Here is a 20,393-nt window from a genome sequence, read left to right on the forward strand (position 1 = left end):
AGCCGCTGGCCTCACCTCCGCGAGGGAACCCGGACCAGGCGGATGCCGATGTTGGGCGTCGCCCCGGTGTCGCTCGCGGAGCGGAAGCTGACCCGCAGCGCGTCCGCGCAGTCCGCCCACGAGCCGCCTCGCAGGACGTGGACGCGCTCGGGGATGTCCTCGCCCAGCACGCAGACAGGGGACGTCTTCGGCGAGCGCCGGTAATAGCCGGCGTCGTAGTGGTCCTGGCACCACTGGCTCACGCCGCCCGCCATGCCGAAGAGGCCGTAGTCGTTGGGCGGGAAGGCGCGCATGGGGCGGAGCGAGAAGTCATTGAAGCGGTCGAAGTCCGCGCGACTCGCATCGGGAGGTTCGTTCCCCCATGGGTACGCCGCGCCACGGAAGCAGCCCCGCGCCGCGCGCTCCCATTCGGCTTCGGTGGGCAGGCGATAGGTGACGGAAGGCGTGCTCAAGCGCCGCGCGAACCGTTCCGCGAGCGAAGGGGCGACCGCGACCATGGGCTTCCGGTCAAAGCGCAGCGGGCCCTCGCCCGCGCGCGCTGGCGTGCCGAACAATTCCTGTGAGGTCTTGATGACGCCGTCGCCGGTTTCCCATCGCGTGTGGCTGGCGTGGGCGTGCCAGTCACTGGCCTGCAGGGTGTCGTTCTCGCAGTACTGCAGACGAATCTTCGAGTCGTTGAAGTACGAGAAGCTGTCGGCGAATCCGTCGAGTTGTTCGTTCGTGGGGAACTCGGGCGGTTCGGGCCAATCCAGGAGGCGAGCGAAGGCGCTCCAGGACAGCGGCGTGTCGCTCATCCAGAACGCGGACAACGTCACCGCGTGGGCGGGGCGCTCGTCGGGTTCTCCTTCGTCGTTGCCCATGATGAACGTGCCCGCGGGGACATAGCGGAACACGAAGCCGTTCTCGATGACGGTGAGCTGCTCCAACACGTCCTGGAGTAGCGGCAGGACGTCCTCGCGTGCCTGCCAGGCCACCGCGTCCAGCGTCGCGGCGGCGCCTTCCAGGTCTCCACTGGTGCGCTGGACCCGGGCTTTCCCCAGCGCGGCTTGGATTACCGACATGCGCCCCCCTGGCCCCGCTCCGCGCCGAGCACGGGCAGTGGATGTGACTCCGTGGCAGCTCCCAGGGACTGGGCTTGCCAGGGGTCCTCCGCGAACGCGGAGCCATTGTAGAACTGCGCACGCGCGCGGCAGCCCCCGGTGAAGCGGTCTCCCGTCTGCTTCGCGCGGAGGCGCTGGAAGGCCTGGCCGTCACGCCAGATGTCCTCGAAGGGGCGCGTTCGGATGTTGCCGGACTCGAAGGCCCGGCCCAGGAAGCTGCACGGATTCACGTTGCCCTGGACGGAGACGGAGGCCACCGTGTTCGCGGCCCCGCAGCCCGGGCCTTCCGTCACGACGCCGCGCAGCTCCTCGCGCGCCGAAGGACTGAAGGGGTCCAACGCGAAGAGGTCCGAATTGGCTTCGACGCGCTCCAGCCGCGCGAGTGCGCCCACGTAGCCGTCGAACGTGGGCATCAGCTCTGGGTGCCGGGTGGCGGTGCCGACGGGGTACAGCGGGCGGAAGACGGCGGTATGCGCGCCCACCCGCCGGGCCAGTTCGACGCAGGCCTCGACTTCCGCCACGTTGTCGCGCGTCAGTGTGAAGGCGAGGGTGAAGCGCGCATGCTGGCCGAGCAGCGCGAGCTTCTCCATCACCCGGTCGAAGACACCAGCGCCCCGCACGGCATCGTTCGTCCCCGCCTGGGCGCCTTCCAGCGACACGTTCAGCCACACCAGCTCGCGCTTGCCGAGCTCACGCGCCCACCGTTCGTCGACGAGCAGCGCGTTGGTGGTGATGCAGGGATGGAGGCCGTGGCCCGTCGCCGCGTCGAGGATGTCCAGCAGGTCCTTGCGCATCAGCGGCTCGCCGCCGGTGAGTCCCAGCCGGAAGCTGCCCAGTCCGGCGAGCTGCGCGAAGAGCGCGTCCATCTCCTTCACGGAGAGCGGGGATTGATTGCGCGGCAGCTCCCCCGCGAAGCAGTGCGTGCACGTGAGGTTGCACGCGCCAATGACCTCCAGGTGGACGGCGAGCGGGCCCAGCAGGTGGTCGGGTGGGGGCGCCCGGTCGATGCGAGCCGCCGCGAGCCGGCCGTCCATCCGGAGGTAGCCCTTCATCGACAGGTGCTGGATGAGCCCGATGACGGCGTCCCGGTCGTCAGCCTCCGCATCACCGATGACGTCGTCCGCGGTGTGCTCGGTGAGCCGGGTCAGCACGGCCGCCGCGGGGGCGTCGAACGGCATGTAGCGAGAGGAGCGCCGGTCGAAGAGGAGGGCGCCGAAGTGCTGCGGGATGAGCACCAGGGAAGGGCGGCTCATTTGAAGCCCTCGTCGTCCACGTGGAAGGACCACCGCACCCAGGCCTTCGTGGCGCTCGATGCCAGGCCCAGGCCCGTGGCGTCGTCCTTGATCATCTGCCACCGCCAGCGCTCGTTCGTCTTCGGTTCGGGAACGGGCCGTTGCACCAACGGCGCGAAGCCCGCGTCGGCGAAGTCCGGTAGGCGCCAGCCTTCGGGAGGTGGCCGTGTCGTGGCCTTCCATCGGCCATCCGGAGCGGATGCCAGTTTCGGGTGGACCGCGCTGGCGATCTCCGGATCCAGGCGGGCCTGCATCAGGACGAAGCCCTTGTCCCCGGGACGGTTCACTTCAAATGACAGGACGTGAGCACCCGGGGTGACGAGCACCCGTTGCTCCACGAGGGGATTCCCATCGAGGAACAGGCCGCCGTCCGGGACGCCATTCACGTAGGAGAACAGCGACAGGCCGATGGATGCACCGGGCCTTCGCCAGCGAAGCACCACACCGCCACAGCCCGCGGGCACCTCGCAATGGCTGTGGACCTCCAGCGCGAGCTGGCTCGACGTCTTGCGGTAGCGCGCCAACGCATTGAGGCGGAAGTCGTCCGAGTCCGACATGCCGGCGTTCTACCGCGTGCCGCGCACCTCCGCGAACTGCGCCAGAGCCGAGCATTCACGGCATTCCTGGAAGGTGTCGGGTCAAATGTCGGACATCAGCGGAAAATTGCGCCACGTGCTGCTGGGATGCGCCGGTGACTTCGGCCATGCCGAGCGCTTCGACGTGGGCGGCGGGTGGAACGGCAAGGACGGCATGCCGGCCCGCGGCGCGCTGAATAGCTTGGGGCCGTAGCGCGTGCCCATTTTCTCCAAGGACCCGTGATGAAGCTCGAAGGCTCCTGCCACTGTCGCGGCGTGCGGTTCAGCGTGGAGACGCATCACCCGTTTCCCTTCATGCGGTGCTACTGCTCCGTGTGCCGCAAGACACAAGGGGGCGGAGGCTTCGCCATCAACCTGTCGGGGGACGCGCGCTCGCTCAAGGTGCGCGGCCAGCAGCACGTCAAGGTGTACCGGGCGCGCATCCAGAATCCAGAGGACGCGAAGGCGCACCAGAGCAAGGGGCAGCGCCACTTCTGTGGCCGCTGCGGCTCCGCGCTGTGGCTGTATGACCCGACGTGGCCGGAGCTCATCCATCCGTTCGCGTCGGCCATCGACACGCCGCTTCCCCAGGCGCCCGAGCTGGTCCACATCATGCTCGAGTTCAAGCCGGACTGGGTGCCCGTCCATGCGGGCAAGAAGGACAAGAAGTTCCAGCGCTACCCGAAGGAGTCCATCGCGGAGTGGCATCAGCGCCACGACGCGGAAGTGGACTGAAGCGGCTCGGGGGGCCGCCTGCTGTCCGGACGGGCGGCACGACGTTGCCCGGAGCGTGGGTTGTGGCGGGTGCCTCGGGGGGCCAGCGTGTCTCTCATACGCGGAGGCAATCGATGGCACAGGGCAGCTCGCGGCGAATCCGGTATGCGGTGGTGGGCGCGGGGAATATCGCGCAGGTGGCTGTACTTCCGGCCTTCCAGCACGCCCGTGAGAACTCGGAGTTGGTGGCGCTCATTTCCTCCGACGCGGAGAAGCGCGACGTGCTGGGGAAGATGTACGGCGTGCGCCACACCGCGAGCTACGACGACCTTGAACAGGTGCTGCGCGATGCGGACGTGGATGCGGTGTACATCGCGCTGCCCAACACCCAGCATCGCGCCTTCACCGAGCGGGCCGCTCGCGCGGGTGTGCACGTCCTCTGCGAGAAGCCCATGGCGACCTCGGTGGAGGACTGTGAGGCGATGATTCGCGTCACGGACGAGCATCATGTCAAGCTGATGATCGCCTACCGGCTCCACTTCGAGGAGGCGAACCTGCGGGCCATCGACCTGCTGCGCTCGGGGCGCCTGGGTGAGCCGCTGATGATGTCGGCGCTGCTGACGCAGCAGGTGCGGACCGGGGACATCCGGACGCGCGTGGACGTGGGCGGAGGCGCGCTGCTCGACGAAGGGCCGTACCCCATCAACGCCGCGCGCTACCTCTTCCGTGACGAGCCCACCGAGGTGTTCTGCTACACCAACGAGGAGCAGGACCCTCGCTTCAAGGGCGTGGATGCCACGGCCTTCGCGTTGATGCGCTTCTCGAATGGGCGCATCGCGCAGTTCGGCATCAGCCACGCCGCGTCGGCGGTCTCCAGCTACCGGGTGGTGGGGGAGAAGGGCGATCTGCTCGTCGAGTCCGCGTTCGGCTACGAGAAGGAGCGCAAGCATGTCCTCACGCTGGAGGGCAAGACGGAGGAGCGCGTCTTCGCGACGCACGACCAGTTCGCGCCGGAGTTGCTCTACTTCTCGAAGTGCGTGCTGGAGGACCAGGAGCCCGGGCCGTCCGGCCGGGAAGGGCTCGCGGACGTGCGCGTCATCACCGCGATGCAGGAGTCCGCGAGGACGGGGCGTCCGGTGAAGCTGGACGCATTCCCGATGAAGCGGCGGCCGTCCTTGGACCAGCTCATCGTCCGCCCCGCGGCCAGGCCGCCAGCGCCAGTGAACGCGCCCGCGCCAGCGCAAGGATGAACTTGCGTCCACTGGAAATATTTCCAGCGTGCGAGCTTCTTCGTGCGCTGAATGTGTGGCGACATCCGCCTCCGCAAGTCGTGTCAGACCCTTGATGCATTCATTGCCGCGAACCGGGAAACCAGGGGTCGGCAATGACAACACACGCAGCTCATCAGGGCACCTACGCGGTCGAGCACGTTCTCCAGCGGATTCGCCGTTGTGCCGCTGACGTCACGCGGTACCCCGTGGACATCCTGACGGCGGACGCGCAGCTCGAGGACGAGCTCGGCATTGACTCCGTCAAGCTGGCGGAGATCGCGGCCGTGGTCGGGCGCGAGTTCAACATTCCGTCCGAGCGGCTGCCACGGGGCGCTCAGGCGCGTACGTTGAGCGCGATGGCGGACGTGGTGGCGCGGCTGCTCGCGGACACGCAGGCCGGCGCCGTCGCAACGCCTCCACCGGCGCCTGTCGTGGCTCCCGTGCCCCCGGTGTCGTCAGCGGGCTCACCGGTGGAGGACCTGGAGGCGCGGGTCCGTGCCGTCTTCGCTCGGGTGACGCGCTATCCGGAAGCGCTCTTGACGCCGGAGGCGGACCTGGAGGACGAGCTGGGCATCGACTCGGTCAAGCAGGCCGAGGTGATGGCCGTGCTCGTCAAGGAGCTGGGCCTGACCGATGCTCTGCAGCCATCGCAGCGGCTGCGGACGATTTCCTCTATCTGTGAGATGGCGCGCGCCCGGCTGGCGGTCGCGGCGCCCGTGCGCGAGGACCGAGCGCCGCGTCAGTCGCCGCCGCCCGCCGTGCTGCCCTTCGCGGGGAAGGTCGCGTTCGTTACGGGCGCTGGGAAGGGGATTGGCAAGGTCATCGCGGCTCGCCTGGCCAGCGCGGGGGCGACGGTGGTGGTGAACTCGTTCCACTCCCGTGACGAAGGAGAGCGGACGGTTCAGGAGATTGTTGACGCAGGAGGGAAGGCGTTCCACGCCTGGGGCTCGGTCGCGCAGGAAGAGCACCTGGACCGGATGTTCGCCAGCATCGAGGCGCAGTTCGGTGGGCTGGACTTCCTGGTGTGCAACGCGTCCAACGGCCTCATCGGACCGTTCGACCGGATTACTCCGCGCGACTGGGACAAGGCGTTCCGCACCTGCATCACGGGGACCTATGAGTGCGCCCTACGCGCGCGGCCCCTGATGGCCCGGCGTGGCGGCGGCAGCATCGTGACGATGTCCACCTCCATGTCCCAGCGGTACATGCACGACCTGGGATGCCAGGGCGTGGTGAAGGCCGGGGTGGAGTCCTTGACGCGCTACCTGGCCGCGGAGCTGGCACCGGATGGCATCCGGACCAACTGCGTGTCCGCGGGACCGGTGCATGGCGAGCTGCTGCGCATGTTCCCCGACGCCGCGAGCCGGGTCGCGCGCTGGGAGTCGGCGACGCCGGGCGGGGAGATCTGCACCGCGGAGGATGTCGCCGACGTCACCGAGCTCCTCCTGGGGCCCAAGACGCGCCGGGTGAACGGCGCCATCTGGGTGGTGGATGGGGGCTCTCCGGCACGGTGGACGGGCTGCTGCCGGGCGCGTCGGAGGCACGGCGTCCCGGGGGCCGCGCGGGTCTCACAGCCGTGAGCACGACGTGCGAGCGCTCCTCGCGCTCGATTCCTGAACCTCGTACCGGAGCCAATCGCCATGGGTTACTTCGCGGTCCCGTACGACATTCATTTCGATGACACGATGGCCTACGGGAGCCATCACTTCCTCACGAACTTCAAGTTCCAGTGTGCTGGGCGGGAGCACCTGCTCTTCAGCCCGGACGTGTTCGACGTGCCGGAGTTCCGGCGCGACTTCGACCAGGTGCTGCTGCTCACCTACGAGGGCTACTCGCGCAACCTGGCACCGGCCAACCTGGGAGATCGGTTGGTGGTGCTGACGACGCTGGAGGAGCGGGGAGCGGTCTCCATCCGCTTCTGCTTCCGGACCCTCAAGAGCGATGGGACGCCCGTGGCGTGCGGCTTCCAGACGGTTCTCTGTGCGGACCGGACATCGGGCGCCCTGTGTTCGTTTCCCGAGTCGTTCCTGCGGTGCTTCGATTCGTTGTCCGGCATCTTCGAGCGCGCCGGGGCACGGAGCTTCCGGGACTGTGTCCAGCAGGGAGGCTCCGCACTCAAGGAGGTGTTTCCGGAGTCCATCCGGGCGTTGGCGAAGTCGCTGCTCGCGGACCCTGCGTCACTGGGGACATCCCGCGTCGTTTCGTTGGAGGGGGCGTCCGCGGCGAGCGCTGCCAAGAGCCCCGACGCGCTGGTGCTGCCGCCGGGCGCGACGGCATTTCTGTTCGCCGGGCAGGGTTCGTTTGAGCCAGGGCTCTATCTCCAATTGAAGGCGCTCGACCCTGACCTCGAGGGCGAGCTTCAGGGGGTCGCCGCCGCATGTCGTGCGGCCGGCGTGGAGGCGGAGCCGTTGCTCGCCGCGCGTGACGTCTCGGACGTCCGGCGTGCGCTGGATGAGCTGCCTCAGCTCGACCAACTGGGCATCTACCTGTCCGGAGTCCTGGGCGCCCGGTGGATGCAGCGACAGGGGCGAGCCCGGACGTGTTCGTGGGGCACAGCTTCGGGGAGATTGCCGCGATGACGGCGGCGGGTGCGCTCGACTTGCGCGCTGGCGCGCAGGTCGTCTGCCACCGCATCCGAGCGCTTCAGGTCCTTCCCGACGACTTCGGAACGCTGGCGGCGGTGGCGCTCGGGGAGTCCGAGGCCGTTCGCGCCATCGCGGAGTGCGGCGCTTCGGGATTGCACATCGCGGGACGCAACCACGCGCGGCAGACGGTGGTGGCGGGAGCGCGCGATCAGCTCGCGCGGCTCCGCGCGCTGCTGGAAGGCCGGGGGCAGGGATTCACCTTCGTTTCGAGCCGGTACCCCTTCCACCATCCGGACATGGCCCCGGCCGCGAAGGCCTTCCGCGAGATGCTGGGCCGTGTCCCCATGCAGGCGCCGCGCGGCCGTATCTATTCGCCCATTGAACGGCGCGCCTATGTGGGCGGGCGGCCAGAATTGGCGGATGCGCTCGCATCGCACCTGGTGCGCTCGTTCGACTTCCTGGGGACGGTGGAGACGCTCTCCCGCGCGGGATGCGCGCGCTTCGTCGACTGCGGAACCACGGGCGTCCTGGCGCGCATCGTCCAGAAAATCATCCCGGAGGAGACGGCCGCCGAGGTGAGCGTCATCAGCAAGCTGCTTCCGGCGGAGCGGTCTGCCCCGTCGGCTGGCATCGAGCCGAAGTCCGTGGATGCCGCCGAGGTCGACGAAAGCGGCATTGCCGTGGTGTCGCTGGGCTGCATCCTTCCGGGGGGCGCGAAGGACCCGGAAACGTACTGGCAGAACATCCGGAAGGGCATCAGCGGCATCGTCGACCAGGGCCTGTTGCAGCCCGAGTTGGTGACGGACTTCGCGGGTCCCGCGGGAACTCCAGACCGGACGTACACCCTGCTCACGGGGTATGTGCGGGATGAGGACCTGGTTCCGCCGCCGGGCTTCGACCCGACGCGTTTCCAGCAGTACGTCCGCGAGCAGAAGCTGCTGGCCATCGCCCTCTCGCAGGCCATGCAGGGACTGAAGCCGCTGGCATCGAAGTCGCCGGGGCGCATCCAGTGCCTGCTCGGTTCGACGGCGGAAGGGTCGGCCGAGTACGACGCCGCGCTGAGCGTGGAGGCTGGAGAGGCGTTGCTGAGTGCCCGGGGGGAGCGGGTTCATGACATCGCGGCGCTGGCGTGCGCGGCGCGTGAGGCACTTGGGGTGGAGGCCATCTCCCGTGACCTGGCGCCGCATCCCACCCTGCAGGCCGTGGTGACGGACGTGGTGGGGCAGGGTGTTGCCACCACGCTGCTCGACGCTGCTTGTGCGTCGTCGCTCTATGCCATGGCGCTGGGCATGAAGGCGCTGGAGCGAGGGGACTCGGACCTGATTCTTGCTGGCGGCGTGTTCTCGCCGGGGCCGGGCAATAGCTGTCTGTTCTCGCAGTTCAATGGACTGTCCGCCACGGGGAGCCGGCCCTTTGACGCGCGCGCGGACGGCGTCATCTTCGGTGAAGGCGCGGGCGTCGTTGGGCTGATGCGCCTGAAGGACGCCGTCGCGGCGGGGCACCGGATCCATGCCGTCATTCGAGGCGCGGGGCTCTCCAGTGATGGACGGAGCAGCTCGGCGAATGTGCCCCGGTCGGAGGGGCAGGTGGCGGCGATGGAGGCGTGCTACTCGGGGGCCCAGGTTGACCCGGCGAGCGTGCAGTACATCGAGGCGCACGGAACGGCGACTCCCGCGGGGGACGCCACCGAGCTCCGGTCGATTGCCCGCGTCTTTGGTGGCAAGCGCAGTGGCGTTCAGCTCGCCAGCGTCAAGGCGCTGATTGGTCACGTTGGCTGGGCCGCGGGGGCTGCTTCGGTCATCAAGCTGTGCAAGGCGATGGAGCACCGGATCTTCCCGGTGCAGTCCAACTTCGATGCGCCCGGTGCCGCGCTGCGCGCCATGGGGCCCGGCTTCGACGTGAACACGCGCGAGCAGCCTTGGCCGGAGAATGGCGAACTACCTCGTCGTGCCGCTACCAATGGCTTTGGTTTTGGCGGAACCAATGCCCACCTGGTGCTGGAGGAGTACCGGGGGCCTTCGTCGGCGCCGAGGTCCCGCGAGGGCATCCCATCGGAGGCCGAACTCGTGGTCGTGGCCGCGGAGGGCTTGTTCCCAGATGGACGCGGGCGGCCCGAAGCGGGTGTCCCTGTCGAGGTAGGAGCGCGCTTCGATCTACAGGCACTGCGCCTGCCGCCCACGGTGCGCCTGTTGCCCGACATCTCCGAGGACATGGATGCGACGCAGCACCTCGGGCTCGTGGTCGGGAGTGCGCTCGCCCAGAAGCTGGGGGCGTTCGACGCGCTTCGTTCAGGGACGGCCATCGTGCTGGGGCTCGAGGGCAAGACGCGCCGTGGTGTCGAGGCGGTCCAGCGTGTCCTGGCTTTCACACTGAAACGGCGCTTGAGTGAGAAGGCTCGTCGCGAGCCAGCATCCGCCGCGGTGCTGCCCCTGGCGGAGCGTCTTCACTCGGCGGTGATGGAGAGCCTCCGTCCCTCGGGGCCGTACACGCTCCAGGGGATGATGCCGAACGTCACGCCCGGCCGTGTCGCGGGGGCGCTCGACGTCAAGGGGCCCAATTTCGTGGTGGATGCGGGGGCTGCGTCGTCCTCGGCGGCGCTCCAGGCTGCGCGGGGGCTGCTGGAGAGCGGCTTCGAGCTGGTCCTCGTGGGCAGTACGCACATTGGCAGGCCGGGTGAAGTCAGAGGGGCGCAGCAGCCCGAGGAAGGCGCGGCGCTCTTCGCGGTGACGACGGCGGAGAAGGCCCGAAGGCTCGGCTTGAAGCCCATGTGCCACCTTCAGCTTTCCACCCGTGGCGCGAAGGGGACAGGTGCGGGTGTCGACCTGCCACCGCACTCGGCGGCGGAGAGCCTGGCGTTGCTGCGCGCCGTACACGCAGCGGCGGATGGTCGTGCTGGCACGCTGCGGTTCCACCCCGATGCCGCGACAGGTGTCCGGCTCGAAGTGCGGCTCCAGCCGATGGAGGGCGGGCTGCCCGTGGAATCAATGCAGTCCTCGTCGCGAGCCCACGCCCATGCCGCAACGGAGGGCCAGCTTGGCGTGTCATCTCGGGCAGCGGAGCAGGGAGGGCGGATTGACGCCTCCACGTCACCGCTTCGGACGCATCCTGATGCCGTGACGGACGGCCGGAGCGAACTGCCGTCCCGACCGTCAGAGGGAGTGCGGCTTGCTCCTTCCCGCTCTGTTGAATCCGCGTCGTCACCCGTCAACGGCGCATCAGGAGCCGAGTTGCAAGCCGCAGCGGGAGGCTTCGACCACGCCGCGCCCATTCAGTATCTGTCGCCCGTGCTGGTGGAGCGGTCAGCTCGGAAGACGCGGCCGTCGTATCTCAGAGGCCGTCGGGTGCTGTTCATCGCGGAGGACGTGGCGCTCGCGCGCGAGCTTGCAGCTCGTGCGGAGGCCCTGTGCGGATCGGAGCACCTGATTCTCTGTCCGGGGACAGGTTCGGATTCGGGACGCCTCCGGTACATCGACCTCACGACCGACACCTCTGCGGAGGCCCGGCTGGCCGCCCTTGGCTTCGAGCCCGAGGTCATCCTCGCGGTCACCCGCATCGAGGCAGGGGCGCTCGAGGCCTCTGCGGTCGCGGACACGGCCACGAAGCACGGGGCCCTGGAGTTGCTCTTCCTGGCCGCCCGTCGCGCCTATGAGCGCCTGTCTCGTGGCGAGGTGGAACTGGTGAGTCTGTGCATTGGCGCTGTGGGCCCACGGCGGTGCCTGCATCCCATGTCGGGACTGTTCGCGGGGATGCTCAAGTCCATCGGGCGGGAAGTGCCTGCCCGGAACATTCGTGCCGTCTCCACCACGGCCATGCCGCTCCAGGAGGCGCTCGAACTGGCCGAGGCTGAGCTGGGCTCGGAGGCGGGCGGGAATCACTCCATCGAGGTTTGCTTCGACGGTCCGGTGCGCTGTGTCCGCGTGTTGCGGGTGACGGACGTCACGGCGGACCCGGCGGCGACGCTCGATTCTCGCTCGGTGGTCCTGCTCACGGGCGGGGGACGGGGCGTCACGGCAGTCCTCGCGGGAGCCCTGCTCAAGCGGTTTGGATGCAAGGTGGTCCTGTTGGGGCGGAGCGATCCGGATGAGGCACCCCTGCGCGTGCTCCAGGCCCGTGAGGAAGACCTTCCGGCGATGGAGCGGGAGTTCTACGCCTCGGAGCTGGCCAGCAATCGGGGCGTGCGCATGCCAGAGCTGCGCAAGCGCTTCGAGCGCTTCCTGGCCGCTCGCGAGCTGAAGGCCACGCTGGAGGGCCTGGGCCGGCTCCCGGGCGAGGTGCTCTACCGGGCCGCGGACGTCACGCGAGCGGCGGACGTGGACCGCGTGGTCCAGGAAATCGTCGACACGCATGGGCGACTGGACCTGGTGGTGCATGGGGCGGGCACGCAGACGTCCAAGAAGTTGAATCGCAGGCAGCTCGGGGAGTTGCGCACGAACCTGGGCACCAAGCTGCTGGGGCTCAGGAACCTGCGGGACGCCTGCGTGGATCGGCTTGCTCGGCCGGTGCCGTTCCACGTCCTGACCTCCGCGTTCAGCTACATCGGGAATGACGGTCAGGCGGATTACGGCGCGGCGAACGAGGCGCTGGACCGGCTCTGCGCCTGGGTCAGCGACGCGAGCCAGGTGGTCCGCTGGTGCAGCGTGGGCTGGTTGGCTTGGGACGGAATCGGCATGACACGGGGCTCGGAGTACCGCGTGCTCGGTGCCAGCCGGCATCTGCGAGGAATCCGAGCGGAGGAAGGGGAAGCGCTCTTCCTCCAACTCGTGGATGGGCGGCCTCGACAGGCCATCAACGTCCAGCTCACGGAGAGCGAGCGTTCCTACTACGCACTGGAGGTCTTGCCCGCGGAGGAGGCGCGTTCTCTGTCGGCGGGGCCCGTTCAGCGCGAGCTGGTCGTGGATGCGGCGAGTGTGCCGTGCCTGGAGGACCACCTCGTGCGTGGCACGCCCACGTTGCCGGGGGCCTGGGCGTTGGACTTGATGCTGCAAGCCGCGGTGGGCAACGGGCGGCCAGAGCTGCGCACCGTCACCATCGAGGACGTCCGGTTCTCACGCTTCATCCGGGTCAAGCAGGGAGGCCGTCAGCACCTGCGCGCCGAATGCACGCCCCTCATCGATGAGCCCGGATGTCATGGCGTGAGGGTCCGGCTGATGGGGGACATCGTCCATGCCTCGGGGGGCGTGCTGGAGAAGGACCTCGTCTATGCGGAGGCGCGGTTCACGCTGACGGCGGAGCCGCCGCGGGGCACGCCGGAGCTGGATGCGGCGGCACCGTCGGGACAGGCACTGCGGGTCCACGACCCACACTGCGCCGCCGGTGCGCCCATCGAGCTGCGGAAGATGTTCGACTGCCTGGAGGAAATTCGCATCGAGCCGTCGGCCCGGTTCGCGCGATTGGGGCTGCCGACCGAGCCTCGTCAGGCGGGCAGCACCGTGCCCGCGCTCGTCCTGGATGCCGCCTTGCGGCTGAGCGCGATGCATGTGGATGGGGAGTCGAGCGCGGTGTTCGCGCCCATCCAGTTCCAGCGGGCCACGTTCGATCGTGGCCTGGTGGACGTCCGCGGTGGAGCGCCGCTTCACCTCTCGTTGAAGGCACTTCCTCCGCGAGTGGATGGCGACCTGCTGGAGTGCGGCACCGTCGCTGCGCTCGACGATGCGGGACGGCTTCGAATGTTGCTCGAGGGCGGCCTTGCGCGGCCCATGGCTTGAGACCTCCTTCCTTCGGGTGAACGCATGAATTCTTCCAATCCCCAGGCGGGTCCCATTCCCGCCGATGACCCCCGGTGGCTGCGGTCGGAGCTGCGCCGGGTGATGCCGCCGGAGTCCTTCCAGCCGCAGCCCCTGCGAGGCATCGTCGCGTTCGGGCTGGTTCCGGTGATGGTGGTCTTGATGTGGGCCGCGGGAAGCGAGCGGCTGCCATGGTGGGCGTGCCTGCTCATCTCGTTCGTGCTCGGGCAGATGGTGACGGCCGTGGGGCTGGCGGCGCATGAGGCGCTGCACCACGCGGTGTTTCGCAGCAGGGTGCTGGAGAGTCTCCTGGGCTGGGTGGGCTTCAGCCCGTTCCTGGTGACCCCCGGGAACTGGCGGGCGTGGCACGTCCAGGCACACCACAGCGCGGCGAACGTCCTGGTTCGGGACCCGGACATCCTGCCGCGTCAGAGCGAGTGGCGGACCCAGTGGTTCGCGAAGGTGTTCCACGCGATGTCCCCGGGATCGGGTTCGTTGCTGAGCTTCGTCAGCTTCAGCTTCTTCTTCACCGCCCAGGGACAGGCCTTCCTCTGGCACCACAGCCGGCTGCCGCAGTTCAAGCATGTGCACATGCATCGAACGCGGGAGCGCGTCCTCACGGTGCTCGTGCTGCTGGGGTGGGTCGCGGTGGGCTGGTGGATGGGGCCGCTGGGGGCGCTCTATGCGCTCATCCTTCCGCTCCTCATCGGCAACATCACCTTGATGATCTACATCGCCACCAACCATTGGCTGCTGGCCGCGCACGAGGAGTCGGACAACCCCTTCGTGAACACGGCCAGCGTGGCGACGCATCCGGTGATGGACTGGCTGCACTACAACTTCAGCCACCACCAGGAGCACCACATCTTCCCGGCCATGAGCCCGAAGTTCGCGCCGCTGCTTCGCAAGCACCTGCGCGAGCTCAACCCCGAAGCGTCACAGGTGTACCCGCACCTGCACGCGCTTCGGATGCTGTACCGGCGCCCGGCGCTCTATGCCGAGGACGGACAGACGCTCATGGCTCCGGATGGGACGCCTTCGATTTCGACGGAAGCGCTGCGCAGCCAGCTCAAGGGAGGTGGGGCAAGTCTCGAACACGGCCTGAACCGGTGAACGGCTGCGCCTATGTTATGGGGCACCATGCCTCCCTCCGACACCGAGTCCTACCTCCTCGACTACCACCGCCGGCTCGCGGGCGTGACCGCGCGGTGGTTCGCGAAGACTCCCGTGATTCGGGGCGACAGCCGATTCGCCTCCACCTATGCGTTGCTGGCGGCGGAAGTCCCCCAGGACGCGCGGCCGAGGACCGTGCTCGACCTGTAGGGCCTGTCGTGAGGCCGCGAAGCTGAACGGCAGCGCGCTGGATGGCACCACTCCTTCGACCGCGTTCGATGGCTGCGAGGGCTGCTGGTACGACAGGTGGTGGGCCCGAAGCCATCGAGAGCAAGCGCTCGGCTCCGGGCCCTTCGTCATGGGACGAGACGTCGCTGCCGCTCGTACGGCGTCAGGCCGTGGCGGAGCGCACCGCCGCGAGCAGCTCGCCAGAGTCGACGAGCCGGCTCACCGCCTCGATGTCGAGGTGCAGCTCGCGGTCCTTGTCCATGTGGGGGACCTTCGAGCGCACCAGCTCGTACGCCGCGAGGGCGCCCTTGCCGGGCTTCAGCGGCAGGCGGAAGTCCAGGGCCTGCGCCGCCACCAGGATTTCAATCGCGAGGCACGAACGGGCGAAGTCGCTGACCTGACGGCCCTTGAGCGCCGCCGTCATGCCCATGGACACGTGGTCCTCGCGGCCCGCGGATGACGGAATCGAATCCACGGACGCGGGGTGGCTCAGCACGCGGGACTCGGCCACCAGCGCGGCGCTGGTCACCTGCGCGATCATGAAGCCGGAGTTCAACCCGGAGTTCTTCGCCAGGAACGCCGGCAGGTTGGACAGCGACGGGTTCACGAGCTGCTCCACGCGCCGCTCGCTGATGGACGACAGCTGCGTCAGCGCCATGGCCACCACGTCCATGGCCAGGGAGATGGGCTGGCCATGGAAGTTGCCGCCCGACACGATGCGCTCCGTGTCCGCGAACACGAGCGGGTTGTCCGTGGCGCTGTTGACCTCCACCTCCAGGATGCGCCGGGAGAACGCGATGCCCTCGCGCGCCGCGCCGTGCACCTGCGGCATGCAGCGCAGGGAGTAGGGGTCCTGCACCTTGCTGCAGTTGACGTGCGACTCCACCAGCTCGCTGCCCACCAGGATGCGCCGCAGGTGCGCCGCGACGTCCTTCTGGCCCGGGTGCGCGCGCACGTCGTGAATCTCAGGAATGAAGGGCTTGTGGCTTCCCAGCAGCCCTTCCAGCGTCATGGCGCCCGCGACGTCGGCGATGTCCGCCAGGGACTCCGCGCGAAGCTGGAGCAGGGTGCCCACCGCGCACATGGCCTGCGTGCCGTTCACCAGGGCGAGGCCCTCCTTGGCCTCCAACACCACCGGTTGCAGGCCGGCGCGCTCCAGCGCCTGCTTCGCGGGCATGCGCTGGCCCTGGTAGAAGGCTTCACCTTCGCCGATGAAGACGAGCGCCGGTGCGCCAGCGGGGCGAGGTCCCCGGAGGCGCCCACGCTGCCCCGCTCGGGGACCACGGGCACGACGTCCCGGTTCAGCATGTCCAGCGCCAGGGCCAGCGTCTCCATGCGGATGCCGGAGTATCCCTTGGCGAGCACGTTGCAGCGGAGCAGCAGGAGCGCCCGCGCTTCGGGAAGGGGAGGGGCGTGCCGACGCCACACGCGTGGGAGAGGATGAGGTTGCGCTGGAGGTCGCGCAGGTCCTTCTTGTCGATGCGGACTTCGGCCAACGTGCCAAAGCCGGTGTTGATACCGTAGGCGGGCGTGTCTCCGGCGGCGACGCGGTCCACCAGGGCGCGCGAGGCCCGCACGCGGGTGGCGGCGTCGGGCGACAGCTCCACGGTGGCCTCGTTGCGAGCCACCTGGAGGATTTCCTCGAGCTTCAGGGTGTCACCGTCGATGAGGATACGGGGGCGCGACATTCGGGACTCCAATGGGTGCGACGAAAGGGCGGGCACCCTAACGTAAACGGGTGCGGAGGTGCTGGCCGGCGCTTTACACCCGCCGGCCGGGCTCGTATAGCTCCCGCCCGTCTGGAGAGGGAGGTTGCAGGCGCCGTGGCACTCATCGTCCAGAAGTATGGCGGTACCTCCGTAGGTGATGTGGCCCGCATCAAGAGCGTGGCCCTGCGCTGCCTGGCCGCCCAGGAGGCGGGGCATGACGTGGTCGTCGTCGTGTCCGCCATGTCCGGCGAGACGAACCGGCTGCTGAAACTGGTGGCGCAAATCACCGACCGGCCGGACGAGCGCGAGCAGGACGTGGTCGTCGCCACCGGCGAGCAGGTCTCTATCGGCCTGCTGGCCATGGCCATCCACGCCCAGCAGGGGAAGGCGACCAGCTTCCTCGGCCAACAGGTGCGCATCGTCACCGACAGCACCTTCTCCAAAGCGCGAATCAAGAGCATCGACGCGCAGCCCATCCGCGCCGCGCTGGCTCGGGGCCACATCGTCGTGGTGGCGGGCTTCCAGGGTGTGGACGAGTCCGGCAGCGTCACCACGCTGGGCCGTGGCGGCTCCGACACCACCGCCGTGGCCGTGGCCGCCGCGCTGAACGCGGACGCCTGTGAAATCTACACGGACGTGGACGGCGTCTACACCACCGACCCCAACATGGTTCCGTCCGCGCGCAAGCTGGACCGCATCACCTACGAGGAGATGCTGGAGCTGGCCAGCGTGGGCGCCAAGGTGTTGCAGATCCGCTCGGTCGAGTTCGCCATGAAGTACAAAGTGCCGCTGTGGGTGAAGTCGTCCTTCACCGATGACCCCGGCACCCTCGTGTGTGAGGAGGACAGTTCCATGGAGGATGTGCTGGTCCGCGGCGTCGCGTATGACCGCAACGAGGCGAAGATCACGGTGTGCGGTGTGCCGGATGTCGCGGGCGCCGCGGCGAAGATCTTCGGTCCGCTCGATGAGAAGCACATCGTGGTGGACCTCATCGTGCAGAACCCGTCCAAGGACGGACGCACGGACGTGACCTTCACCGTGGGCAAGGCGGACTTCCTCGCCGCGCAGGAATTGGTGCGGAAGGTCGCTGAGGAGATTGGCGCGTCCGGTATCGAGACGGACGGGGACATCGCGAAGGTGTCCATCGTGGGCGTGGGCATGCGCAATCACTCGGGTGTGGCGGCGCGGATGTTCCGGGCGCTGTCCGCCGAGGGCATCAACATCCAGATGATCTCCACGTCGGAGATCAAGGTGTCCTGCGTGGTCCAGGCCAAGTACACGGAGCTGGCTGTGCGCGCGTTGCACACCGCCTTCGGGTTGGATCAGCCGATGCCGCCGGAAGGCGTCTCCGCCGTCTCTGAGATGGCGGCCCTGATGGGCGAGAAGGTCTGAGCGCGTGGCGAGCCGCACCGCCGCGCTTGCCGCCGTCGCGCTGGGGGTGTTGGGCGTGGGCGTCGTCGCACGCCTGCGCTGGCCGGATACGGCGCCCGCGTTGGACTGCGCCGCTGAGTCAGTGCGGATCCGTCCGGATGGTGTGGCCACCTGTGGAGACGGCGCCGTGCCGACCGGGGCCCAGGCGCTGGCCCTGGGGCGTCCGTTGGATTTGAACTCGGCGACCGAGGAGGAGCTCGCCTTGCTCCCGGGCGTCGGGCGCTCCCTGGCGCGGAGCCTCGTGGAGGCCCGCGAGGAGCAGGGCGGTTTCAAGAGCTGGGATGACGTGGATGCCGTCCGGGGCGTGGGGTCCGCCAAGTTGCAGACCCTCCGGGCGGCCACGGCGCTTGGAGCGCCTCCCGACGCCGGGCCCGTGTGGTAAGCACGTCGAGTGCAGATCTCGTGCCCTCAGTGCTCGATGCAGTACGTCCTCGACTCCCGCTTGCTGCCGCCGGGGGCGCCTCCGTCCAGTGCACGCGCTGTGGTCACGTGTTCATGGCCACGCCACACGGTGCGCCGCCGCCCTCGCGCTCGACTCCGGCGGTGACGGGCGGGGCGGGGCCCGCGCGCTCGAGCATGAAGTCCACGCAGCTCTTCGCGGGAACTCCCCTGGCGCCACGACGGGTTCGTCCGTGACGACGACGCAGTCGTACGGTGCGGTGGCGTCGAAGGGGCAGGGCGCCGACAACACGACGCAGGCGTTCGGCGCGGTGCCTCCTGTGGCACCCGTGGGAACCACCCAGACTTTCGGGGCAGCTCCGGCGCCTGGGCGGGGAACTGACAACGCGACACAGGCGTTCGGGGCGGTGCCCCCTGTGGGCAGGACGCAGGCGTTCGGGACGATGCCTTTCAGGGGACCGGCTGCCGATGCTGGCACCTCGTCGCAGGGCGGAACTCCCGGAGCCGGGACGCAGATGTTCGGCGCGGTTCCTCCGGTGGCGCCTGTCATCCCCCCCGTGGGAAAGACGCAGACCTACGGCACGGTTTCCGGACAGCAACACGGGGCGCCAGCGAGTGCCGGACCTGGCTCCGTGGCGCCCGGCAACGCGACCCAGACCTTTGGTGCGTATGCACCTCCTCAGGCTGGCGCTTTCAGGATGCCAGACCCGGGTTCCGTGCCCACGCCGCCTCCCGTGAGCCCGATTCACGCCGGTGGGGCGCAGGTTGCATCCCAGGGCTCCGCTTCGGCGGACGGCGCCCCCGTTGAATTCGCCGCGCCTCCCGCGAGCGACTCCGTGGCTCCATTGGGGCGCAGCCAGACGTTCAGCGCCGTTCCGCCGCTTGCCTCCGAGGCACCTGTGGGGTCGAAGCGGATCGTCGGCTCCGTGCCGCCCGTTCCCGCGCCCGCGAGCCTGTCCGGCGATGCCCCCACGTCGTCACCGGATGCCGCCGAGCCCTTCGTGGGCGTCCGAGCGACGAGCCCTTCGGCCTGTCACCGCTGTCCGGCGCCGACAGTGGCATCCAGCTCCCGCCAGACTCGGAGCCCACCGCGACGCCGGGCGCCGGGGCAGGGGGCTGAGTGCCCTCAATGACTCCAGTGCCTCGGACCTGGGCCCTCTGGCCGGGGCCGCATCACGCCGGGCCCCGCTGGAGCTGCCTCCGGACCTGATTGCGTCGACCCGCCTGTCGATGGACGGAGCGCGGGCGTTCGAGCACGGCAGCTCCCAGCGAATCCGTCCCCGGGTGGTGCTGGCCATCCTGGTTGGACTCATCGTGGTGGCCTCGCTGGGCTACATTGCGCTGAAGAACCGCGGGGTGGAGATCCCCGCCCATGTGGTGGATGCGACGGACCGTGCGTCGGTGCTGCTCCGTCGGGATGACTCGTCCAACCGTCATCAGGCCATCGAACGGCTGCGAACCATCGCCACCGAGAATCCCAGCTACGTCGACGTCCAGGCCGAGCTGGCGGTAGCGCTCACGCTGAGTCTGTCGGATGCCCAGGCGGATGCCGAGCGTCTGCGTCTCCGGGGCGCTGCCATCGCCCGCGGGCTGGAGGCCGCGGCGAAGATGCGCGTCCTTGCCGACCAGGTGGCGCGCCGCACCTCACTCCAGCAGGAGCAGGATGCCAACGCGCGCGAAATGGCGTCCCTGCGTGACACCACCGACACGCTTCGCAAGGAGCTGGACGTGCAGTTGGCCCAGCTGAGCAAGGCGCCGGAGTCCGAGCCGCCCAGTGCCGCGGCGGCGCGGCTCAAGGCACGCGCCCTCCATGCCTCCGTCCTGGCGGCGCCGGACTCCTGGCCCTGGCCGAGCGTCTGCGCAACGTGGAGAGCGCCCCGTACCCGTGGAGCACGCTGGCTCGGGCCGAGTACGCACTGATCGCCGGGTCGCCGCCGGAGTCGCTCGAGGCGGTGGCCAGGGATTTGGAGGGCTGCGCCAGGCCGACAGCACGCTGCTGCGCGCCTACCTGCTCGGTGCTCGCGTGGCGCTGAAGCTGAAGGACACGGCAGCCGCCCGTTCACTCCTGGACGACGCCGTGGCGCTGAACCCGGACCACCAGGCGGCGGCTCGGCTGATCGCGCAGATTGACGCGGACGCCGCCTCGCCCTGAAACGACGACTGCTTCCGCCTTCTCGAGGGCTGGAGAAAGTCCAGTCCTTCACCCAGTGCAGAGCCCTCCGTGGCGCCACTGCCTGTGATTTCAAGCGCGTG

General features: G+C 69.0%; 13 protein-coding genes and 2 pseudogenes. 11 read left to right on the forward strand and 4 right to left on the reverse strand.

Features of this window, described 5'->3' with window-relative positions; genetic code table 11:
• Window positions 1-11 precede the first annotated feature (11 nt).
• The 3 genes from QEG98_RS18200 to QEG98_RS18210 are packed head-to-tail and all read right to left on the reverse strand — an operon-like array spanning window position 12 to window position 2,949.
• Entirely contained in the window at window positions 12-1,061 is a 1,050-nt protein-coding gene (locus tag QEG98_RS18200) for a formylglycine-generating enzyme family protein (protein WP_316567532.1), read from the reverse strand.
• Window positions 1,052-2,353: a radical SAM protein gene (locus QEG98_RS18205; protein WP_316567533.1), complete on the reverse strand. Its 1,302-nt coding sequence runs from the start codon at window positions 2,351-2,353 to the stop codon at window positions 1,052-1,054. Before QEG98_RS18205 ends, QEG98_RS18200 begins: the two co-directional genes overlap by 10 nt.
• Complete coding sequence (locus tag QEG98_RS18210; protein ID WP_316567534.1) at window positions 2,350-2,949, reverse strand: hypothetical protein; 600 nt, start codon at window positions 2,947-2,949, stop codon at window positions 2,350-2,352. Before QEG98_RS18210 ends, QEG98_RS18205 begins: the two co-directional genes overlap by 4 nt.
• On the opposite strand from QEG98_RS18210, the gene QEG98_RS18215 reads away from it, so the two are divergent.
• From QEG98_RS18215 to QEG98_RS18250, 7 genes and pseudogenes are all read left to right on the forward strand, one after another.
• Window positions 2,948-3,181: a hypothetical protein gene (locus QEG98_RS18215; RefSeq protein WP_316567535.1), complete on the forward strand. Its 234-nt coding sequence runs from the start codon at window positions 2,948-2,950 to the stop codon at window positions 3,179-3,181. The genes QEG98_RS18210 and QEG98_RS18215 overlap by 2 nt on opposite strands.
• 29 nt (window positions 3,182-3,210) lie before the next feature.
• The gene (locus tag QEG98_RS18220) at window positions 3,211-3,702 is read left to right on the forward strand and encodes a GFA family protein (RefSeq protein ID WP_316567915.1); all 492 of its coding nucleotides are present in this window, start codon (window positions 3,211-3,213) and stop codon (window positions 3,700-3,702) included.
• A 113-nt stretch (window positions 3,703-3,815) separates the two neighbouring features.
• Entirely contained in the window at window positions 3,816-4,931 is a 1,116-nt protein-coding gene (locus QEG98_RS18225; protein WP_316567536.1) for a Gfo/Idh/MocA family oxidoreductase, read from the forward strand.
• 227 nt (window positions 4,932-5,158) lie between these two features.
• Window positions 5,159-6,532 carry an SDR family oxidoreductase gene (locus QEG98_RS18230; protein WP_316567537.1) on the forward strand — a complete coding sequence of 458 codons (1,374 nt, stop codon included), beginning with the start codon at window positions 5,159-5,161 and terminating at the stop codon, window positions 6,530-6,532.
• Window positions 6,533-6,592: 60 nt separating this feature from the next.
• Window positions 6,593-13,242, forward strand: a pseudogene (locus QEG98_RS18240) (SDR family NAD(P)-dependent oxidoreductase).
• Between the two features lie 24 nt (window positions 13,243-13,266).
• Window positions 13,267-14,373 (forward strand): fatty acid desaturase family protein, encoded by a 1,107-nt coding sequence (locus tag QEG98_RS18245; RefSeq protein WP_316567540.1) that lies wholly within the window; start codon window positions 13,267-13,269, stop codon window positions 14,371-14,373.
• Between the two features lie 27 nt (window positions 14,374-14,400).
• Entirely contained in the window at window positions 14,401-14,583 is a 183-nt protein-coding gene (locus QEG98_RS18250; protein WP_316567541.1) for a hypothetical protein, read from the forward strand.
• Between the two features lie 181 nt (window positions 14,584-14,764).
• On the opposite strand, the pseudogene hutH reads toward QEG98_RS18250, so the two are convergent.
• Window positions 14,765-16,289 (reverse strand): annotated as a pseudogene (gene hutH / locus QEG98_RS18255) (histidine ammonia-lyase).
• 135 nt (window positions 16,290-16,424) lie between these two features.
• On the opposite strand from hutH, the gene QEG98_RS18260 reads away from it, so the two are divergent.
• From QEG98_RS18260 to QEG98_RS18275, 4 genes are all read left to right on the forward strand, one after another.
• Window positions 16,425-17,702, forward strand: a complete 1,278-nt coding sequence (locus QEG98_RS18260; RefSeq protein WP_316567542.1) for an aspartate kinase — start codon at window positions 16,425-16,427, stop codon at window positions 17,700-17,702.
• 4 nt (window positions 17,703-17,706) lie between these two features.
• Complete coding sequence (locus QEG98_RS18265; RefSeq protein WP_316567543.1) at window positions 17,707-18,123, forward strand: ComEA family DNA-binding protein; 417 nt, start codon at window positions 17,707-17,709, stop codon at window positions 18,121-18,123.
• 1,247 nt (window positions 18,124-19,370) lie between these two features.
• Window positions 19,371-20,060, forward strand: a complete 690-nt coding sequence (locus QEG98_RS18270; RefSeq protein WP_316567544.1) for a hypothetical protein — start codon at window positions 19,371-19,373, stop codon at window positions 20,058-20,060.
• Window positions 20,026-20,292, forward strand: coding sequence for a hypothetical protein (locus tag QEG98_RS18275; protein WP_316567545.1), 267 nt, complete (start codon window positions 20,026-20,028; stop codon window positions 20,290-20,292). The genes QEG98_RS18270 and QEG98_RS18275 overlap by 35 nt, the downstream gene beginning before the upstream one ends.
• Window positions 20,293-20,393: the final 101 nt, after the last annotated feature.

Source organism: Myxococcus sp. MxC21-1, assembly GCF_032612255.1.
Classification (GTDB): domain Bacteria; phylum Myxococcota; class Myxococcia; order Myxococcales; family Myxococcaceae; genus Myxococcus; species Myxococcus virescens.

Excerpts from the sequence above, each read along its gene's own strand:
- QEG98_RS18245 (WP_316567540.1), top strand. The coding sequence starts at position 13,267 with ATGAATTCTTCCAATCCCCAGGCGGGTCCCATTCCCGCCGATGACCCC.
- QEG98_RS18200 (WP_316567532.1), bottom strand. The coding sequence starts at position 1,061 with ATGTCGGTAATCCAAGCCGCGCTGGGGAAAGCCCGGGTCCAGCGCACC.
- QEG98_RS18220 (WP_316567915.1), top strand. The coding sequence starts at position 3,211 with ATGAAGCTCGAAGGCTCCTGCCACTGTCGCGGCGTGCGGTTCAGCGTG.
- QEG98_RS18225 (WP_316567536.1), top strand. The coding sequence starts at position 3,816 with ATGGCACAGGGCAGCTCGCGGCGAATCCGGTATGCGGTGGTGGGCGCG.
- QEG98_RS18205 (WP_316567533.1), bottom strand. The coding sequence starts at position 2,353 with ATGAGCCGCCCTTCCCTGGTGCTCATCCCGCAGCACTTCGGCGCCCTC.
- QEG98_RS18210 (WP_316567534.1), bottom strand. The coding sequence starts at position 2,949 with ATGTCGGACTCGGACGACTTCCGCCTCAATGCGTTGGCGCGCTACCGC.
- QEG98_RS18215 (WP_316567535.1), top strand. The coding sequence starts at position 2,948 with ATGCCGGCGTTCTACCGCGTGCCGCGCACCTCCGCGAACTGCGCCAGA.
- QEG98_RS18270 (WP_316567544.1), top strand. The coding sequence starts at position 19,371 with ATGGACGGAGCGCGGGCGTTCGAGCACGGCAGCTCCCAGCGAATCCGT.
- QEG98_RS18250 (WP_316567541.1), top strand. The coding sequence starts at position 14,401 with ATGCCTCCCTCCGACACCGAGTCCTACCTCCTCGACTACCACCGCCGG.